This is a genomic window from Pseudomonas silensiensis (genome assembly GCF_050434865.1).
GTDB classification, from domain to species: domain Bacteria; phylum Pseudomonadota; class Gammaproteobacteria; order Pseudomonadales; family Pseudomonadaceae; genus Aquipseudomonas; species Aquipseudomonas fluorescens_W.
The window spans coordinates 255,976-270,928 of sequence record NZ_JBNDJH010000006.1; the positions used below are offsets into that span (position 1 = coordinate 255,976).

A 14,953-nucleotide genomic window follows, 5' to 3' on the forward strand; every position below is an offset into this window, starting at 1 on the left:
AAAGCGGAGTTGACGTCAGTCAATGAGCATTTTGAGTCGACTTTTAACGCCGCATGATCGAGTGCAGGCACTTTTCAGGCAGGATTTGATGTCCACGATAGCAGACAACATCGCTCAGGTTAGTTCACGCATCCACGCAGCCGCCCTTGCCGCAAAGCGCGACGAAGACAGCGTCCAGCTGCTGGCCGTGAGCAAGACCAAGCCCGCCGAAGCCCTGCGCGAAGCGTATGCCGCCGGGCTGCGCGACTTTGGCGAGAACTACCTGCAGGAAGCCCTGAGCAAACAGCTCGAATTGGCCGACCTGCCCTTGATCTGGCACTTCATCGGCCCCATTCAATCGAACAAGACTCGCGCTATCGCCGAGCACTTCGCCTGGGTGCATTCCGTGGATCGTTTGAAAATCGCACAACGCCTGTCCGAACAACGTCCCGCCGATCTGCCGCCACTGAACATCTGCATCCAGGTCAACGTCAGCGGTGAAGCCAGCAAGTCCGGCTGCACCCCGGCCGACCTGCCGGCCTTGGCCAATGCCATCAGCGAACTGCCGCGCATCAAGCTGCGCGGATTGATGGCAATCCCCGAGCCGACTGAAGATCGCGCCGCCCAGGATGCCGCTTTTGCTGCCGTACAAAGCCTGCAAGCCAGCCTGAACCTGCCGCTCGACACACTTTCCATGGGCATGAGCCACGACCTCGAGTCGGCCATCGCCCAAGGCGCCACGTGGGTACGTATCGGTACGGCCCTGTTTGGCGCCCGCGACTACGGCCAGCCATAACGTGGCTGACTTACCTCTCTATAAGGACCTGACATGAGCAAGACTCGTATTGCCTTTATCGGTGCCGGCAACATGGCCGCCAGCCTGATCGGTGGCCTGCGCGCCAAAGGTCTGGACGCCGCGCAGATCCGCGCCAGCGATCCGGGTGCTGAAACCCGCGCTCGCGTGAACGCTGAACACGGTATCGAAGTGTTCGCCGACAACGCCGACGCCATCCAGGGCGCCGAAGTCGTCGTACTGGCGGTCAAACCTCAAGCGATGAAAGCCGTCTGCGAAGCGCTTCGCCCAAGCCTCAAGCCGAATCAACTGGTGGTTTCGATTGCGGCCGGCATCACCTGCGCCAGCATGAACAACTGGCTCGGTGCCCAACCGATCGTGCGTTGCATGCCCAACACCCCGGCGCTGCTGCGTCAGGGCGTGAGCGGTTTGTTCGCCACGGCTGAAGTGAGCACCGAGCAACGCCAACAGGCGCAGGAACTGCTGTCCGCCGTCGGCATCGCATTGTGGCTGGATGAAGAGCAGCAACTGGACGCGGTCACCGCCGTTTCCGGCTCGGGCCCTGCGTACTTCTTCCTGCTGATCGAAGCCATGACCGCCGCTGGCGTGAAACTTGGCCTGCCAGCAGACATCGCGGCACAACTGACCCTGCAAACCGCTTTGGGCGCTGCTCACATGGCCGTGGCCAGTGACGTCGACGCTGCGGAACTGCGTCGCCGCGTGACATCGCCTGCGGGCACGACGGAAGCGGCGATCAAGTCGTTCCAGGCCGACGGCTTCGAAGCCCTGGTAGAAAAAGCACTTGGCGCCGCGGCGCACCGCTCGGCCGAGATGGCCGAACAACTGGGTCAATAAGGAGCCTTACATGATTGGATTGAACACTGCAGCGGTCTACGTGCTGCAAACCCTCGGCAGCCTGTACCTGCTGATCGTGCTGCTGCGCTTCGTGCTGCAACTGGTACGCGCAAACTTCTACAACCCGCTCTGCCAGTTCGCCGTGAAAGCCACTCAGCCGTTGCTCAAGCCATTGCGCCGGATCATCCCGAGCATGTTCGGCCTGGACATGTCCTCGCTGGTGCTGGCGATCCTGGTACAACTGGCGCTGATGGCCCTGACCCTGCTGCTGACTTACGGCACCACCGGCAACCCGCTGCAATTGCTGATCTGGTCGCTGATCGGCGTGACCGCGCTGTTCCTGAAGATTTTCTTCTTTGCCCTGATCATCAGCGTGATCCTGTCCTGGGTCGCACCGGGCAGCCATAACCCTGGCGCCGAGCTGGTGAACCAGATCTGCGAGCCCGCCCTGGCGCCGTTCCGCAAGATCCTGCCGAGCCTCGGCGGCCTGGATATCTCGCCGATCCTGGCGTTCATGGTGCTCAAGCTGATCGACATGCTGGTGATCAACAACCTCGCCGCCATGACGATGATGCCGGAAATCCTGCGTCTGCTGATCTGACCCGGTGAGCTACTTTCGCTGGGACGGTGACGACCTGATTCTGGAATGTCACCTGCAACCGGCAGCCCGCAGCGATAATTTCTGCGGGCTGCATGGTGATCGATTGAAGATTCGCCTCACGGCGCCGCCGGTTGAAGGCAAGGCCAACGCGTATTTAATGGCGTTTCTGGCCAAGGCGTTTGGGGTTTCCAAGAGTCAGGTCAGTTTGATTAGCGGCGAGCTGAACCGGCAGAAGCGGGTTCGCATCAACTCGCCGAAGAAGTTACCGGATCTGCCGGGTTTGGTGCAGCGTTCGCTTTGATTGGGTATTGCTTCATAAAGCCACCCCTCACCCCAGCCCTCCCGAAACGTCGGACCGCCCCAGTGGGGAGAGGGGGAAAGGGAGCAGATCGGGGACTTTTCAGAACCTGAGTTCGACTCAGACTTTCAGGTCGATGTAGCTTGGCCAAACACCTCGGTCAGCCCCCTCTACCCTCTGGGGAGAGGGTTAGGGTGAGGGGTCGATCCAACGCCGAGCACCCATTTCCCAAACACCTCGGCCTTAGCTTGCTGCTAAAGGCAGCGGTCTTTAGACTTACGCCTCATTTCAACGAGAGCAGGGTCGATGCCAGCTGCCTTCCCCCCCGATTCTGTTGGTCTGGTGACGCCGCAAGTGGCGCACTTCAGTGAACCCCTGGCCTTGGCCTGCGGCCGTTCGCTCCCAGCTTATGACCTGATCTACGAAACCTACGGCACGCTGAACGCCGCGGCGAGCAACGCCGTGCTGATCTGCCACGCCTTGTCCGGTCACCATCACGCTGCCGGCTTCCACAGCCCCGACGACCGCAAACCCGGTTGGTGGGACAGCTGCATCGGCCCCGGCAAGCCGATTGATACCAACAAATTCTTCGTGGTCAGCTTGAACAACCTCGGCGGTTGCAACGGCTCTACCGGCCCGAGCAGCACCAATCCGGAAACCGGCAAGCCGTTCGGCGCCGACTTCCCGGTGCTGACCGTGGAAGACTGGGTTCACAGCCAGGCGCGCCTGGCAGACCTGCTCGGCATCGGCCAATGGGCCGCCGTGATTGGCGGCAGTCTCGGTGGCATGCAGGCGATGCAGTGGAGCATCACTTACCCGGATCGCATTCGCCACTGCCTGGCCATCGCCTCGGCGCCCAAGCTGTCGGCGCAGAACATTGCCTTCAACGAAGTGGCGCGCCAGGCGATCCTCACTGACCCCGAGTTCCACGGCGGTTCGTTCCAGGAAGCGGGCGTGATCCCCAAGCGTGGCTTGATGCTGGCGCGGATGGTCGGGCACATCACGTACCTGTCTGACGACTCGATGGGCGAGAAATTCGGTCGTGGCCTGAAGAGCGAAAAGCTCAACTACGACTTCCACAGCGTCGAGTTCCAGGTCGAAAGCTACCTGCGTTATCAGGGCGAAGAGTTTTCCGGGCGCTTCGATGCCAACACGTACCTGCTGATGACCAAAGCGCTGGACTACTTCGATCCGGCGGCGAACTTCGACGATGACCTGGCGAAAACCTTCGCCAACGCCCAAGCCAAGTTCTGCGTGATGTCTTTCACCACCGACTGGCGCTTCTCCCCTGCCCGCTCGCGGGAACTGGTGGACGCGCTGATGGCCGCCAGGAAAGACGTCTGCTACCTCGAGATCGACGCTCCGCAAGGCCACGACGCCTTCCTGATTCCGATCCCGCGCTACTTGCAGGCATTCAGCAATTACATGAACCGCATTACGTTGTGAGAAAGCCATGAGAGCTGATCTGGAAATCATCCAGGAATGGATCCCCGCCGGCAGCCGCGTACTCGACCTCGGTTGCGGCGATGGCGAATTGCTGACCTGGCTGCGCGATAACAAGCAAGTGACCGGCTATGGCCTGGAAAACGACCCGGAGAACATCGCCGAGTGCGTGGCCAAGGGCATCAACGTCATTGAACAGGACCTGGACAAGGGCCTGGGCAACTTTGCCAGCAACAGCTTCGACGTCGTGGTCATGACCCAGGCGCTGCAAGCCGTGCACTACCCGGACAAGATCCTCGACGAAATGCTGCGCGTCGGTCGCCAGTGCATCATCACCTTCCCCAACTTCGGTCACTGGCGCTGCCGCTGGTACCTGGCGAGCAAGGGCCGGATGCCGGTGTCCGATTTTCTGCCGTACACCTGGTACAACACGCCGAACATCCACTTTTGCACCTTCGAAGACTTTGAAGCGTTGTGTCGCGAACGTGAAGCCAGGGTCATTGATCGGCTTGCCGTGGATCAACAACACCGACACGGGTGGGCCAGTAAGCTATGGCCTAATCTGTTAGGTGAGATCGGTATTTACCGCGTCAGCAGCCCCGGGCTGCAAGACCACAAGGTCGCGGTCTGAGTCACGACATTTCGAGGAGAACGATCATGGGTCGTCTAGCGCTGTTTGTACTTACTGCCTGCCTGAGCGTCACCGCCATGGCCGCCGACGTCATCAAAGGCGAGCGCAAAGAAACCTTTGGCGATGTCACGGTGCACTACAACACCTTCAACTCCACCTTCCTGACACCGGATATCGCCAAAGCAGCCGGGCTGACTCGAAGCAAGAACCAGGGCGTGATAAACGTCGCCGTGATCAAGGATGGCAAGCCATTGACCGCTGATGTCAGTGGATCGGTGAAGGACTTGACCAGCCAGACCGTGCCGTTGAAGTTCAAACAGATCACTGAACAAGGCGCGATCTACTACATCGCCCAGTTCCCGGTCGATCAGCAGGAAGTCCGTACCTTCGACATCAAGGTGCAGAACGGCGATAAAATCAACACCATCAATTTCAACCAAGAGCTCTTCCCCGGCGAATGATCAATTTCACGCAACTCGTACTGGCCAGCCACAACGCCGGCAAACTCAAGGAACTTCAGGCCATGCTCGGCGAATCGGTGCAACTGCGCTCGATCGGCGAGTTCAGCAGCGTCGAACCTGAAGAAACCGGCCTGTCGTTCGTCGAAAACGCCATCCTCAAGGCCCGCAATGCCGCGCGCATCTCCGGCCTGCCTGCACTGGCGGACGATTCGGGGTTGGCCGTGGATTTCCTCGGCGGTGCGCCGGGTATCTACTCGGCTCGTTACGCCGATGGTCAGGGCGATGCGGCGAACAACGCCAAACTGCTCGATGCCTTGAAAGACGTGCCGGAAGCCGAACGCGGTGCGCAATTCGTTTGCGTGCTGGCGCTGGTGCGTCACGCCGATGATCCGTTGCCGATCCTTTGCGAAGGTCTGTGGCACGGCCGCATCCTGACCCAAGCCAGTGGCGAACATGGGTTTGGCTACGACCCGCTGTTCTGGGTGCCGTCGCGCGATTGCTCCAGCGCCGAGCTGAGCCCGAACGAAAAGAACCTCATCAGCCACCGCGCCCGTGCAATGGATCTGCTGCGCCAGCGTCTGGGCCTGATATGACCCCTGACTCATCCGCGTCGCCGCTGATCTTCGGCGGCGCCGCCCAATCGCCTCGCGCCGCCCTGCCTGTGCTGCCGCCGCTGGCGTTGTACATCCACATTCCGTGGTGTGTGCGCAAATGCCCTTATTGCGACTTCAATTCCCACACCGCCAGCCCGGTGTTGCCGGAAGAAGAATATGTGGACGCGCTGCTGGCCGACCTCGATCAGGACCTGCATGCGGTTTACGGCCGTGAGCTGAGTTCGATCTTCTTTGGTGGTGGCACGCCAAGCCTGTTCAGCGCCGAGGCTTTGGGCCGCTTGCTCAAAGGCGTCGAGCAACGCATTCCGTTCGCCAGCGACATCGAAATTACCCTGGAAGCGAATCCCGGGACGTTCGAACAAGAGAAGTTCGTCGCCTACCGGGCGCTGGGCATCAATCGCCTGTCGATCGGCATCCAGAGCTTTCAGGAAGAGAAACTCAAAGCGCTGGGGCGGATTCACAACGGTGACGAAGCGGTACGTGCCGCCGGCATGGCCCGTCAGGCAGGGTTCGACAACTTCAATCTGGACCTGATGCACGGTTTGCCCGATCAGTCCCTGGACGACGCCCTGAGCGACCTGCGCCAGGCCATCGCCCTGAAACCGACCCACTTGTCCTGGTATCAGCTGACCCTGGAGCCGAACACAGTGTTCTGGAACCAGCCGCCGACGCTGCCAGAAGACGACACGTTGTGGGACATTCAGGAGGCCGGTCAGGCACTGTTGGCCGAGCACGGTTACGCTCAATACGAAGTCTCGGCGTATGCCCAGCCCGGTCGTCCGGCGCGGCATAACCTCAATTACTGGAGTTTCGGCGACTTCATCGGCATCGGTGCCGGGGCTCACGGCAAGCTCAGCCACCCCGACGGGCGCATTGTCCGTACCTGGAAGACCCGTTTGCCGAAGGACTACCTCAACCCGGCGAAAAGCTTCAAGGCTGGGGAGAAAGCCCTGACCAATGAAGAACTGCCGTTCGAGTTCCTGATGAACGCCTTGCGCCTGACCGAGGGCGTGGAATCGCGACTGTACCCGGAACGCACCGGGCTGAGCCTGGAAAGCTTCGCCGAAGGCCGCCGGGTCGCAGAACAAAGTGGCTTGTTGCAGGTCGAACCGTCACGTCTGGCGGCCACCGAGCGCGGACAACTCTTCCTCAATGACTTGCTGCAGACATTTCTGAGCTGATTTCAGCCTTAAGGGAAAACGAATGGATTTGATACTCGACCTGCTCGCCACCGCGTCCCGCTGGAGCCGTAGCAACCTGTCTGAAATCGCGCTGGCACTGGTGGGCTGCCTGCTGGTGTTGTTTGGTGCCGATATCAAAGGCTGGGTCGACGCACGCCTGGGCAGCATCGCCGGCGCCTTGCGCGTCCCGCTGATGGCCCTGCTGTGCATGGTCGGCAGCGGCGTCGCGTTGATCTACGCCACGCCGTGGATCATCAAAGGCCTGAGCCAGTTCAACAACTACAGCCTGGCGCCGGTGTTGTTGGTGGTGCTGGTGTTGATTGGCGTCGTAGCAGACCGCCGCTGACTTTCGAACACACCCAAAAATAACTGTAGGAGTGAGCCTGCTCGCGATAGCGTCATGACATTCAACCTCTTAGGTGACTGTCAGACCGTTATCGCGAGCAGGCTCACTCCTACATTTTTTACCGCGTGATGCTCAGGACTGTTTTTCGAACTTCAGGTCCCACACGCCATGCCCAAGACGTTCGCCGCGGCGTTCGAACTTGGTGATCGGGCGCTCGGTCGGGCGCGGGACGCATTTGCCGTCTTCGGCCAGGTTGCGATAACCCGGCGCGACGCTCATCACTTCCAGCATGTACTCGGCGTACGGTTCCCAGTCGGTGGCCATGTGCAGCACACCGCCGACCTTCAACTTACTGCGCACCAGTTCAGCAAACGACGCCTGAACGATACGGCGCTTGTGGTGACGGCTCTTGTGCCATGGGTCCGGGAAAAACAGCATCAGGCGATCGAGGCTGTTGTCAGCAATGCAACGGTTGAGCACTTCGATCGCGTCGCAATCGTAGACCCGCAGGTTGGTCAGGCCCTGGGTCAGCACGCCATTGAGCAGCGCGCCAACACCCGGGCGGTGCACTTCCACACCGATGAAATCCTGCTCCGGCGAGGCCGCGGCCATTTCCAGCAGCGAATGACCCATGCCAAAACCGATTTCCAGCGAGCGCGGCGCCGAACGACCGAACACCTGATCGAAGTCCACCGGCGCATCGGCCAGAGGCAACACGAACAGCGGCGTGCCCTGCTCCAGACCTTTTTGCTGGCCTTCGGTCATGCGCCCGGCGCGCATCACAAAACTCTTGATGCGGCGGTGTTGGCGCTCTTCGCCTTCTTCCGGCTGGATAGGCGTTTCGTTTGATTCAGTCATCAATGGCTCTTACTTGATCAGACCATCCAGCGGCGAGGAGGCGCTGGCATAGAGTTTTTTCGGCATGCGGCCGGCGAGGTAGGCCAAGCGACCCGCGACGATGGCGTGTTTCATGGCTTCAGCCATCATGATCGGCTGCTGAGCGTGGGCGATGGCCGAGTTCATCAGCACCGCTTCGCAACCCAGTTCCATGGCGATGGTGGCGTCGGAGGCGGTACCGACACCGGCATCCACCAACACCGGGATCTTGGCTTCTTCGAGAATGATCTGCAGGTTGTACGGGTTGCAGATCCCCAGGCCCGTGCCGATCAGACCGGCCAGCGGCATCACCGCAATAACGCCGATTTCCGCCAGTTGACGGGCAATGATCGGGTCATCACTGGTGTAGACCATCACGTCGAAACCTTCCTTGACCAGCACTTCGGCGGCCTTGAGGGTTTCGATCACATTGGGGAACAGGGTTTTCTGGTCGGCCAGCACTTCCAGCTTCACCAGGTTGTGGCCACCGAGCAGCTCACGGGCCAGGCGACAGGTGCGCACAGCCTCGGTAGCGTCGAAGCAACCGGCGGTGTTAGGCAGGAAGGTGTAGCGATCCGGCGACAGGACTTCGAGCAGGTTCGGTTCGCCCGGGTTCTGGCCGAGGTTGGTGCGGCGCACCGCGAAGGTGACGATCTCGGCACCCGAGGCTTCGATGGCCAGGCGGGTTTCTTCCATGTCGCGGTACTTGCCAGTACCTACCAGCAAACGCGACTGGTAAGTACGACCGGCCAGGACGAAGGGCTTGTCGCTACGAACGATGCTCATGGGAAATCCTCTGTAGGGGTGAGGTTCTTGCAGAATTCTGTGCCCTTGCGGGCCGGGCGACTAGCCGCCGCCGATGGCGTGCACGACTTCGACACTGTCGCCGTCGTTCAGCGTGGTGTCGGCATGCTGACTGCGCGGGACGATATCCAGATTGAGTTCGACCGCCACCCGGCGTCCGGTCAGTTCCAGACGGGTCAGCAGGGCCGCAACGGTTTCACCGTCGGGCAGTTCAAGGGATTCGCCGTTCAACTGAATGCGCATGCCGAATGCCGCCATCATTTTTAGGGGCTGGCATTCTAGCCCGATCAGTCTTGGCGACCCAAGCCATTCGTCATGAAATGGACTGCTCGGTCAGCTCAACCGCCAGGCGGCAAGCCCCAGGCAGAACCAGCCGACCAGAAATGCCAGGCCGCCGAAGGGGGTGATGATCCCGAGCTTGCTAACGCCGGTCATGGTCAACAGGTACAGACTGCCGGAAAACAGCAGGATGCCGACGACAAAAGATGCACCCGCCCAGGTGATCAGGCGACCGGGAATCTGCGTGGCCAGCAGTGCAACGCCCAGCAAGGCCAAGGTATGCACCAATTGGTAGGTCACGCCGGTGTGGAAAATCGCCAGGTACTCGGGTGTCAGACGGCTTTTCAAGCCATGGGCGGCGAACGCGCCAAGGGCAACGCCGGTGAAGCCGAAAAAAGCGGCCAGCATCAGAAAGCCACGCAGCATGAAGAACTCCAGTCAGACTCGATCCACAGGGTCTGTATAATGGCCCGCTCAACGGGTTCGGCCAAGCCATCTCTATGCTGCGTATATTTTTGCGACGATTCACGAAGGCCCTGCTCTGGTTCGCGGGTGGCAGCGTATTGCTGGTGCTGATCTTTCGCGTGGTACCGCCACCGGGAACGGCGTTGATGGTCGAGCGCAAGGTCGAATCCTGGTTCGACGGCGAGCCCATCGACCTGCAACGCACCTGGAAACCCTGGGATGAAATCTCTGACGACCTGAAAGTCGCGGTGATTGCCGGCGAAGATCAGAAATTCCCGGAGCATTGGGGTTTTGACTTTGGCGCGATCCAGGCCGCACTGGCTCACAACGAGCTCGGTGGAACGGTTCGCGGCGCCAGCACCCTGAGCCAGCAGGTCTCGAAGAATCTGTTTCTGTGGTCCGGCCGCAGCTGGCTGCGCAAAGGCCTGGAAGCGTGGTTTACCGGGCTGATCGAGGTGTTTTGGCCCAAGCAGCGAATTCTTGAGGTGTACCTCAACAGTGTCGAGTGGGATGACGGTGTGTTTGGCGCTGAAGCAGCCGCCAGGCATCACTTTGGCGTCGGCGCTCGTTCGCTGTCCCGGCAGCAGGCCAGTTTGCTGGCTGCGGTGCTGCCTAACCCGCGAGTGTGGAGTGCCAGCCATCCGACTAACTACGTCGCACGACGAGCGGGATGGATTCGACAGCAAATGAGTCAGCTCGGCGGTGATAGCTACCTTGTAGGGATCAATGATTCACGCCGCGCACCTTGGGCCGAGTGACCTTTTGATGCACAAACAAAAACGCCCCGATCAATGATCGGGGCGTTTTTTTATGCCTGCGCGCAGGTTATGCGGCAATCGACAACTTGAGCTTGTTCATCGCGCTCTTCTCGAGCTGACGAATACGCTCGGCCGACACGTTGTACTTCTGCGCCAGGTCATGCAGCGTGGCTTTTTCTTCTGCCAGCCAGCGCTGGTAGAGGATGTCACGGCTGCGGTCGTCCAGCACTTCAAGCGCTTCGTGCAGGTTGTGGTTCGAGTTGTCGCTCCAGTCAGCGTCTTCCAGTTGACGGGCCGGGTCGTACCGGTGGTCTTCCAGATAGTTGGCCGGCGATTGGAAAGCACTGTCGTCGTCCGCTTCCGTGGCCGGGTCGAAGGCCATGTCATGGCCGGTCAGGCGACTTTCCATCTCACGCACTTCCCGAGGCTCTACACCGAGGCTTTCCGCCACACGGTGGACTTCCTCGTTGTTCAGCCACGCCAGACGTTTTTTCTGGCTGCGCAGATTGAAGAACAGCTTGCGCTGGGCCTTGGTGGTCGCGACTTTCACAATGCGCCAGTTGCGCAGGATGAACTCGTGGATTTCCGCCTTGATCCAGTGCACAGCGAACGAAACCAGGCGCACACCCATTTCCGGGTTGAAGCGCTTCACGGCCTTCATCAGGCCGACGTTGCCTTCCTGGATCAGGTCAGCCTGAGCCAGACCGTAGCCGGAATAGCTACGGGCGATATGTACGACAAAACGCAGGTGGGCGAGCACCATCTGCCGAGCCGCCCCCAAATCCTGCTCATAATAGAGACTCTCGGCCAGTTCACGCTCCTGCTCCGGCGTCAGCAATGGAATGCTGTTCACGGTGTGCACATAGGCCTCCAGGTTCGCACCCGGGACCAGAGCATATGCAGGTTGCAAAGAATTGGTCATACGAAAAAACCTCCGACTTACATAACTCGTGCAGTTCAGCACTGCGAAAATTGACCGGAAACCAAAAGACAAGTTCCCATAAACGCTGAAAGGTCAATACGAGCAAAATGATACTACTTAGGCGCAAGCTCCCTCAGGTGGCGTGCGACTGCAATCCATGCACCGATATACCCCAACAGCACCGCGCCAAGCAAGAGAGACAGACCGTCGGCAACCGGCACTCCGGCCAGCGCGAAATCACTGCCGTACAGACCGGCCAGCCCAACTACCGCGTCGTTCAGCCAATCAAGGCCGAACGCCAATACGCCCCAGGAAAGAAGCCCCGCACCAAAGCCATAAAGCGCACCCATATACAGAAAGGGCCTGCGCACATAGCTGTCAGTGCCGCCGACGAGTTTAATCACTTCTATCTCTGTGCGGCGGTTTTCAATATGAAGACGAATGGTATTGCCTATCACCAAAAGTAATGCAGAAACCAGAAGCACGGTCAAACCGAAGACAAAACGGTCACCCAGCTTGAGGATGGCTGCCAGACGCTCGACCCAGACTAGATCAAGTTGCGCCTGTTGTACCTTGGGCAACTCGGAAAGTTTTTGTCGTAATGCTTCAAGAGCCGGCTTGTCGACTTCGTTCGGCGTCACCAAAACCACGCCCGGCAGCGGGTTTTCCGGCAGCTCCTTGAGCGCCTCGCCCAGACCGGACTGCTGCTGGAACTCTTCCAGCGCCTGATCGCGACCGACATATTCAGCATCAGATACGCCAGGCATCCCCTTGATCTGCTCGCGCAACGACTCGCCTTCAGCGGGGCTGGCCTCGATTTGCAAATACAGGGAAATCTGCGCCGCACGCTGCCAGGAACCGCCGAGGCGCTCGACGTTACTTAGCAAAAGTGACAGGCCCATCGGCAAACTCAGGGCAACCGCCATCACCATGCAGGTGAAGAAGCTACCGATGGGCTGCTTGCCCAAACGACGCAAGCTATCGAGCAGGCTGGCGCGATGACTCTCGACCCAGGCACGGAACAGTGTGGCGAAATCCGGGCCGTCATCATCGTCGCGTTTTTTCTTCTGCGGTTGCTGGTCGGCGGCCTTCGGGGCCACGCGCTCGGAAACCTTGGGGCTGCGGGTCGCACTCATACGCCGGCCTCCCCGTCACCGATCAATCGGCCGCGTTGCAGGGTCAGCATGCGGTGGCGCATGCGGGCGATCAGTGCCAGGTCGTGACTGGCAATCAGCACGCTGGTGCCCAGACGGTTGATGTCTTCGAACACGCCCATGATTTCTGCCGCCAGACGTGGATCGAGGTTACCGGTCGGCTCATCTGCCAGCAGCAAGGCCGGACGGTGAACGATGGCGCGGGCGATGCCTACGCGCTGTTGCTGACCGGTGGACAGGTCGCCGGGGTACAAATCGGTCTTGTCCGACAGCGCCACGCGCTCCAGCGCCGAATCCACGCGCTTGGCGATCTCGGCCTTGGACAGCCCAAGGATCTGCAACGGCAGCGCGATGTTGTTGAACACCGTGCGATCGAACAGCAGCTGGTGATTCTGGAACACCACGCCGATCTGGCGCCGCAGGTACGGAATCTGTGCGTTGCTGATGGTGCTGAGGTCTTGCCCGGCCAGCAGCAATTTGCCAGTGGTCGGACGCTCCATCGCCAGCAGCAGGCGCAACAAGGTGCTTTTACCGGCACCAGAGTGGCCGGTCACAAACAAAAACTCGCCCCGACGGACTCGAAAGCTCAGCTCATGCAAGCCGACGTGACCGTTCGGGTAGCGCTTACCGACCTGTTCGAAACGAATCATGAACGCTCCCGCTCGGCAAACAATGCCTGGACAAAGGGTTCTGCTTCAAAAGTACGCAAATCATCGATGCCTTCACCGACGCCGATGTAGCGAATCGGCAAGCCAAACTGCTTGGCGAGAGCGAAAATCACCCCGCCTTTGGCGGTGCCATCGAGCTTGGTCAGCGCCAGGCCGGTCAGTTCGACGGTCTGGTTGAATTGTTTGGCCTGGCTGATCGCGTTCTGGCCCGTACCGGCATCGAGCACCAACAGCACCTCGTGAGGCGCATCGGCGTCGAGTTTGCTGATAACCCGGCGAACCTTCTTCAACTCTTCCATCAAATTGTCTTTGGTGTGCAGGCGACCGGCGGTGTCGGCGATCAGTACATCAATGCCACGGGCCTTGGCGGCTTGCACGGCGTCGAAGATAACCGAAGCCGAGTCCGCGCCGGTGTGCTGGGCGATGACCGGGATCTTGTTGCGCTCACCCCAAACCTGCAATTGCTCGACGGCGGCGGCGCGGAAGGTATCGCCGGCCGCGAGCATGACTTTCTTGCCTTCGAGCTGCAGCTTCTTCGCCAGTTTGCCGATGGTGGTGGTCTTGCCGGCACCGTTGACACCGACGACCAGAATCACGAACGGCTTGTTCTGCGAAGTGATTTTCAGCGGTTGCTCGACGGGTTTGAGCATCGCCGCCAGTTCCGCCTGCAGGGATTTGTACAGCGCATCGGCATCGGCCAGTTCTTTGCGAGCGACCTTCTGGGTCAAACGCTGAATGATCACCGAAGTCGCTTCGACGCCAACGTCGGCGGTCAGCAGGCGGGTTTCGATGTCTTCGAGCAGCTCGTCATCGATGATCTTCTTGCCCAGGAACAGGCTGGCCATGCCTTCGCCGATGCTGGCGCTGGTCTTGGACAAGCCTTGTTTCAGGCGGGCGAAGAAACCGGCTTTGGTTTCTTCGGTACGCGCGGGCTCGGCAGGCGCTTCGACGGGAACGGCAGGTGCGGCGGCAACGGGAGCGACGACCGGTGCCGGCGCTTGAGCAACCGGAGCAACCGGAGCAACCGGAGCAACGAAAGCGGGCACTACAGGCTCCGGAACAACCGGTTCAGGCTCGGCCACCACCACTGGCGCGACAACCGGCTCAACCACTGGTGCTTGAACGGGCTCAGGAGCAAAGGCAGTCGGGGCTGGAATGGGTGGTGTAACGTGCGGCGCCCGATCATCTACAACCAATGCCACCGGCTCTTCCGCCACTGGCAACGTCAGCCATGGCTCGGCAACGGGCGTGAGCGGCACCTGGGCCACAACTTCGGCGACGACATCAGGCTCAGGCTCGGCGACCGGTTGCAGCACCGGCTCGGCGATCGGCGGGACAATTGGCGCGGGCTTTTCATCTATTACCGGCGCAGGCGTGGGCTCAGGAAGTGGTTGTGGCTGTTCGACGACGGGTTCCTGCGGCTTTTTGCGCAGCCATCCGAACAGGCTTTTCTTCTCACCAGCCGCAGCTGGGGCTTTCTTGTCGTCGTTGGAACCAAACATGGAGGACGGCTATCTCACAGTAGCGACGCGCCAAAGGGCGCCTCGGCAAATAAATATTCGATGCAGAACAGACTGCGATTGACCCAGCTTGTTCACGCGCAACATTTTGTCGAGGTGCAAACGGCACCTTACAAAAACGATTTCACGAAGGACTGGAGCGGCAAAATCGGCGAAAAAGCAGAGTTTAGTTGATAAACCACAGCCTTCTGCCGCAAACCCATACAACCTGATCAAACCCGAAGGCCTGATAGGCGTGGCCGCCAGCAAAACGGATCAGTATCCTAGCACCCTCTCGCCCGCCGACGCTAAGACCAAGCGGGCAG

General features: G+C 60.1%; 19 protein-coding genes. 11 read left to right on the top strand and 8 right to left on the bottom strand.

All coding sequences use genetic code 11. The features are described from left to right. Positions 1-88 precede the first annotated feature (88 nt). The 10 genes from QF010_RS11495 (at position 89) to QF010_RS11540 (ending at position 7,202) form a co-directional block, all read left to right on the top strand. Entirely contained in the window at positions 89-775 is a 687-nt protein-coding gene (locus QF010_RS11495) for a YggS family pyridoxal phosphate-dependent enzyme (RefSeq protein ID WP_429533151.1), read from the top strand. A gap of 33 nt (positions 776-808) precedes the next feature. Next, positions 809-1,627, top strand: a complete 819-nt coding sequence (proC, locus tag QF010_RS11500; protein ID WP_429533152.1) for a pyrroline-5-carboxylate reductase — start codon at positions 809-811, stop codon at positions 1,625-1,627. Positions 1,628-1,637: 10 nt separating this feature from the next. Then, on the top strand, positions 1,638-2,228 hold the full coding sequence (locus QF010_RS11505; protein WP_008152625.1) for a YggT family protein: 591 nt from the start codon (positions 1,638-1,640) through the stop codon (positions 2,226-2,228). 4 nt (positions 2,229-2,232) lie between these two features. Then, positions 2,233-2,529 (top strand): DUF167 domain-containing protein, encoded by a 297-nt coding sequence (locus tag QF010_RS11510; protein WP_429533153.1) that lies wholly within the window; start codon positions 2,233-2,235, stop codon positions 2,527-2,529. Positions 2,530-2,832: 303 nt separating this feature from the next. After that, positions 2,833-3,972: a homoserine O-succinyltransferase MetX gene (gene metX, locus QF010_RS11515; RefSeq protein ID WP_429533154.1), complete on the top strand. Its 1,140-nt coding sequence runs from the start codon at positions 2,833-2,835 to the stop codon at positions 3,970-3,972. A gap of 7 nt (positions 3,973-3,979) precedes the next feature. Further along, entirely contained in the window at positions 3,980-4,600 is a 621-nt protein-coding gene (gene metW / locus QF010_RS11520; RefSeq protein WP_046053673.1) for a methionine biosynthesis protein MetW, read from the top strand. A gap of 26 nt (positions 4,601-4,626) precedes the next feature. Further along, positions 4,627-5,061 (top strand): DUF4426 domain-containing protein, encoded by a 435-nt coding sequence (locus QF010_RS11525; protein ID WP_429511675.1) that lies wholly within the window; start codon positions 4,627-4,629, stop codon positions 5,059-5,061. Continuing rightward, a complete protein-coding gene (gene rdgB / locus QF010_RS11530) occupies positions 5,058-5,654 on the top strand; it encodes an RdgB/HAM1 family non-canonical purine NTP pyrophosphatase (RefSeq protein ID WP_033060482.1) in 597 nt (198 codons plus the stop codon). The genes QF010_RS11525 and rdgB overlap by 4 nt, the downstream gene beginning before the upstream one ends. Beyond that, a complete protein-coding gene (gene hemW, locus QF010_RS11535; RefSeq protein ID WP_429533155.1) occupies positions 5,651-6,856 on the top strand; it encodes a radical SAM family heme chaperone HemW in 1,206 nt (401 codons plus the stop codon). Before rdgB ends, hemW begins: the two co-directional genes overlap by 4 nt. 22 nt (positions 6,857-6,878) lie before the next feature. Further along, a complete protein-coding gene (locus QF010_RS11540) occupies positions 6,879-7,202 on the top strand; it encodes a DUF3392 domain-containing protein (protein ID WP_033060485.1) in 324 nt (107 codons plus the stop codon). Positions 7,203-7,334: 132 nt separating this feature from the next. Here the strand turns inward: QF010_RS11540 and trmB are convergent, their stop codons facing one another. From trmB to QF010_RS11560, 4 genes are all read right to left on the bottom strand, one after another. Beyond that, positions 7,335-8,060, bottom strand: coding sequence for a tRNA (guanosine(46)-N7)-methyltransferase TrmB (gene trmB, locus QF010_RS11545; protein WP_429533156.1), 726 nt, complete (start codon positions 8,058-8,060; stop codon positions 7,335-7,337). Positions 8,061-8,069: 9 nt separating this feature from the next. Beyond that, on the bottom strand, positions 8,070-8,864 hold the full coding sequence (locus QF010_RS11550) for a thiazole synthase (RefSeq protein WP_008068101.1): 795 nt from the start codon (positions 8,862-8,864) through the stop codon (positions 8,070-8,072). Positions 8,865-8,924: 60 nt separating this feature from the next. After that, a complete protein-coding gene (gene thiS, locus QF010_RS11555; RefSeq protein ID WP_008026157.1) occupies positions 8,925-9,125 on the bottom strand; it encodes a sulfur carrier protein ThiS in 201 nt (66 codons plus the stop codon). A 90-nt stretch (positions 9,126-9,215) separates the two neighbouring features. Further along, positions 9,216-9,587 carry a DUF423 domain-containing protein gene (locus QF010_RS11560; RefSeq protein WP_033060488.1) on the bottom strand — a complete coding sequence of 124 codons (372 nt, stop codon included), beginning with the start codon at positions 9,585-9,587 and terminating at the stop codon, positions 9,216-9,218. Positions 9,588-9,661: 74 nt separating this feature from the next. Here QF010_RS11560 and mtgA point away from each other — a divergent pair, with 74 nt between their 5' ends. Continuing rightward, positions 9,662-10,384: a monofunctional biosynthetic peptidoglycan transglycosylase gene (gene mtgA / locus QF010_RS11565; RefSeq protein WP_429533157.1), complete on the top strand. Its 723-nt coding sequence runs from the start codon at positions 9,662-9,664 to the stop codon at positions 10,382-10,384. A 67-nt stretch (positions 10,385-10,451) separates the two neighbouring features. On the opposite strand, the gene rpoH is transcribed toward mtgA, so the two are convergent. The 4 genes from rpoH to ftsY form a co-directional block, all read right to left on the bottom strand. Next, a complete protein-coding gene (rpoH, locus tag QF010_RS11570; RefSeq protein ID WP_033060492.1) occupies positions 10,452-11,306 on the bottom strand; it encodes an RNA polymerase sigma factor RpoH in 855 nt (284 codons plus the stop codon). A gap of 113 nt (positions 11,307-11,419) precedes the next feature. Further along, complete coding sequence (gene ftsX, locus QF010_RS11575; protein WP_033060493.1) at positions 11,420-12,442, bottom strand: permease-like cell division protein FtsX; 1,023 nt, start codon at positions 12,440-12,442, stop codon at positions 11,420-11,422. Further along, on the bottom strand, positions 12,439-13,110 hold the full coding sequence (ftsE, locus tag QF010_RS11580; protein ID WP_008152655.1) for a cell division ATP-binding protein FtsE: 672 nt from the start codon (positions 13,108-13,110) through the stop codon (positions 12,439-12,441). The genes ftsX and ftsE overlap by 4 nt, the downstream gene beginning before the upstream one ends. Beyond that, complete coding sequence (ftsY, locus tag QF010_RS11585) at positions 13,107-14,630, bottom strand: signal recognition particle-docking protein FtsY (protein WP_429533158.1); 1,524 nt, start codon at positions 14,628-14,630, stop codon at positions 13,107-13,109. The genes ftsE and ftsY overlap by 4 nt, the downstream gene beginning before the upstream one ends. Positions 14,631-14,953 lie beyond the last annotated feature (323 nt).

Excerpts from the sequence above, each read along its gene's own strand:
- metW (WP_046053673.1), top strand. The coding sequence starts at position 3,980 with ATGAGAGCTGATCTGGAAATCATCCAGGAATGGATCCCCGCCGGCAGC.
- QF010_RS11540 (WP_033060485.1), top strand. The coding sequence starts at position 6,879 with ATGGATTTGATACTCGACCTGCTCGCCACCGCGTCCCGCTGGAGCCGT.
- ftsX (WP_033060493.1), bottom strand. The coding sequence starts at position 12,442 with ATGAGTGCGACCCGCAGCCCCAAGGTTTCCGAGCGCGTGGCCCCGAAG.
- ftsE (WP_008152655.1), bottom strand. The coding sequence starts at position 13,110 with ATGATTCGTTTCGAACAGGTCGGTAAGCGCTACCCGAACGGTCACGTC.
- thiS (WP_008026157.1), bottom strand. The coding sequence starts at position 9,125 with ATGCGCATTCAGTTGAACGGCGAATCCCTTGAACTGCCCGACGGTGAA.
- QF010_RS11550 (WP_008068101.1), bottom strand. The coding sequence starts at position 8,864 with ATGAGCATCGTTCGTAGCGACAAGCCCTTCGTCCTGGCCGGTCGTACT.
- rdgB (WP_033060482.1), top strand. The coding sequence starts at position 5,058 with ATGATCAATTTCACGCAACTCGTACTGGCCAGCCACAACGCCGGCAAA.
- proC (WP_429533152.1), top strand. The coding sequence starts at position 809 with ATGAGCAAGACTCGTATTGCCTTTATCGGTGCCGGCAACATGGCCGCC.
- mtgA (WP_429533157.1), top strand. The coding sequence starts at position 9,662 with ATGCTGCGTATATTTTTGCGACGATTCACGAAGGCCCTGCTCTGGTTC.
- QF010_RS11560 (WP_033060488.1), bottom strand. The coding sequence starts at position 9,587 with ATGCTGCGTGGCTTTCTGATGCTGGCCGCTTTTTTCGGCTTCACCGGC.
- ftsY (WP_429533158.1), bottom strand. The coding sequence starts at position 14,630 with ATGTTTGGTTCCAACGACGACAAGAAAGCCCCAGCTGCGGCTGGTGAG.
- metX (WP_429533154.1), top strand. The coding sequence starts at position 2,833 with ATGCCAGCTGCCTTCCCCCCCGATTCTGTTGGTCTGGTGACGCCGCAA.
- QF010_RS11495 (WP_429533151.1), top strand. The coding sequence starts at position 89 with ATGTCCACGATAGCAGACAACATCGCTCAGGTTAGTTCACGCATCCAC.
- QF010_RS11505 (WP_008152625.1), top strand. The coding sequence starts at position 1,638 with ATGATTGGATTGAACACTGCAGCGGTCTACGTGCTGCAAACCCTCGGC.
- trmB (WP_429533156.1), bottom strand. The coding sequence starts at position 8,060 with ATGACTGAATCAAACGAAACGCCTATCCAGCCGGAAGAAGGCGAAGAG.
- hemW (WP_429533155.1), top strand. The coding sequence starts at position 5,651 with ATGACCCCTGACTCATCCGCGTCGCCGCTGATCTTCGGCGGCGCCGCC.
- rpoH (WP_033060492.1), bottom strand. The coding sequence starts at position 11,306 with ATGACCAATTCTTTGCAACCTGCATATGCTCTGGTCCCGGGTGCGAAC.
- QF010_RS11525 (WP_429511675.1), top strand. The coding sequence starts at position 4,627 with ATGGGTCGTCTAGCGCTGTTTGTACTTACTGCCTGCCTGAGCGTCACC.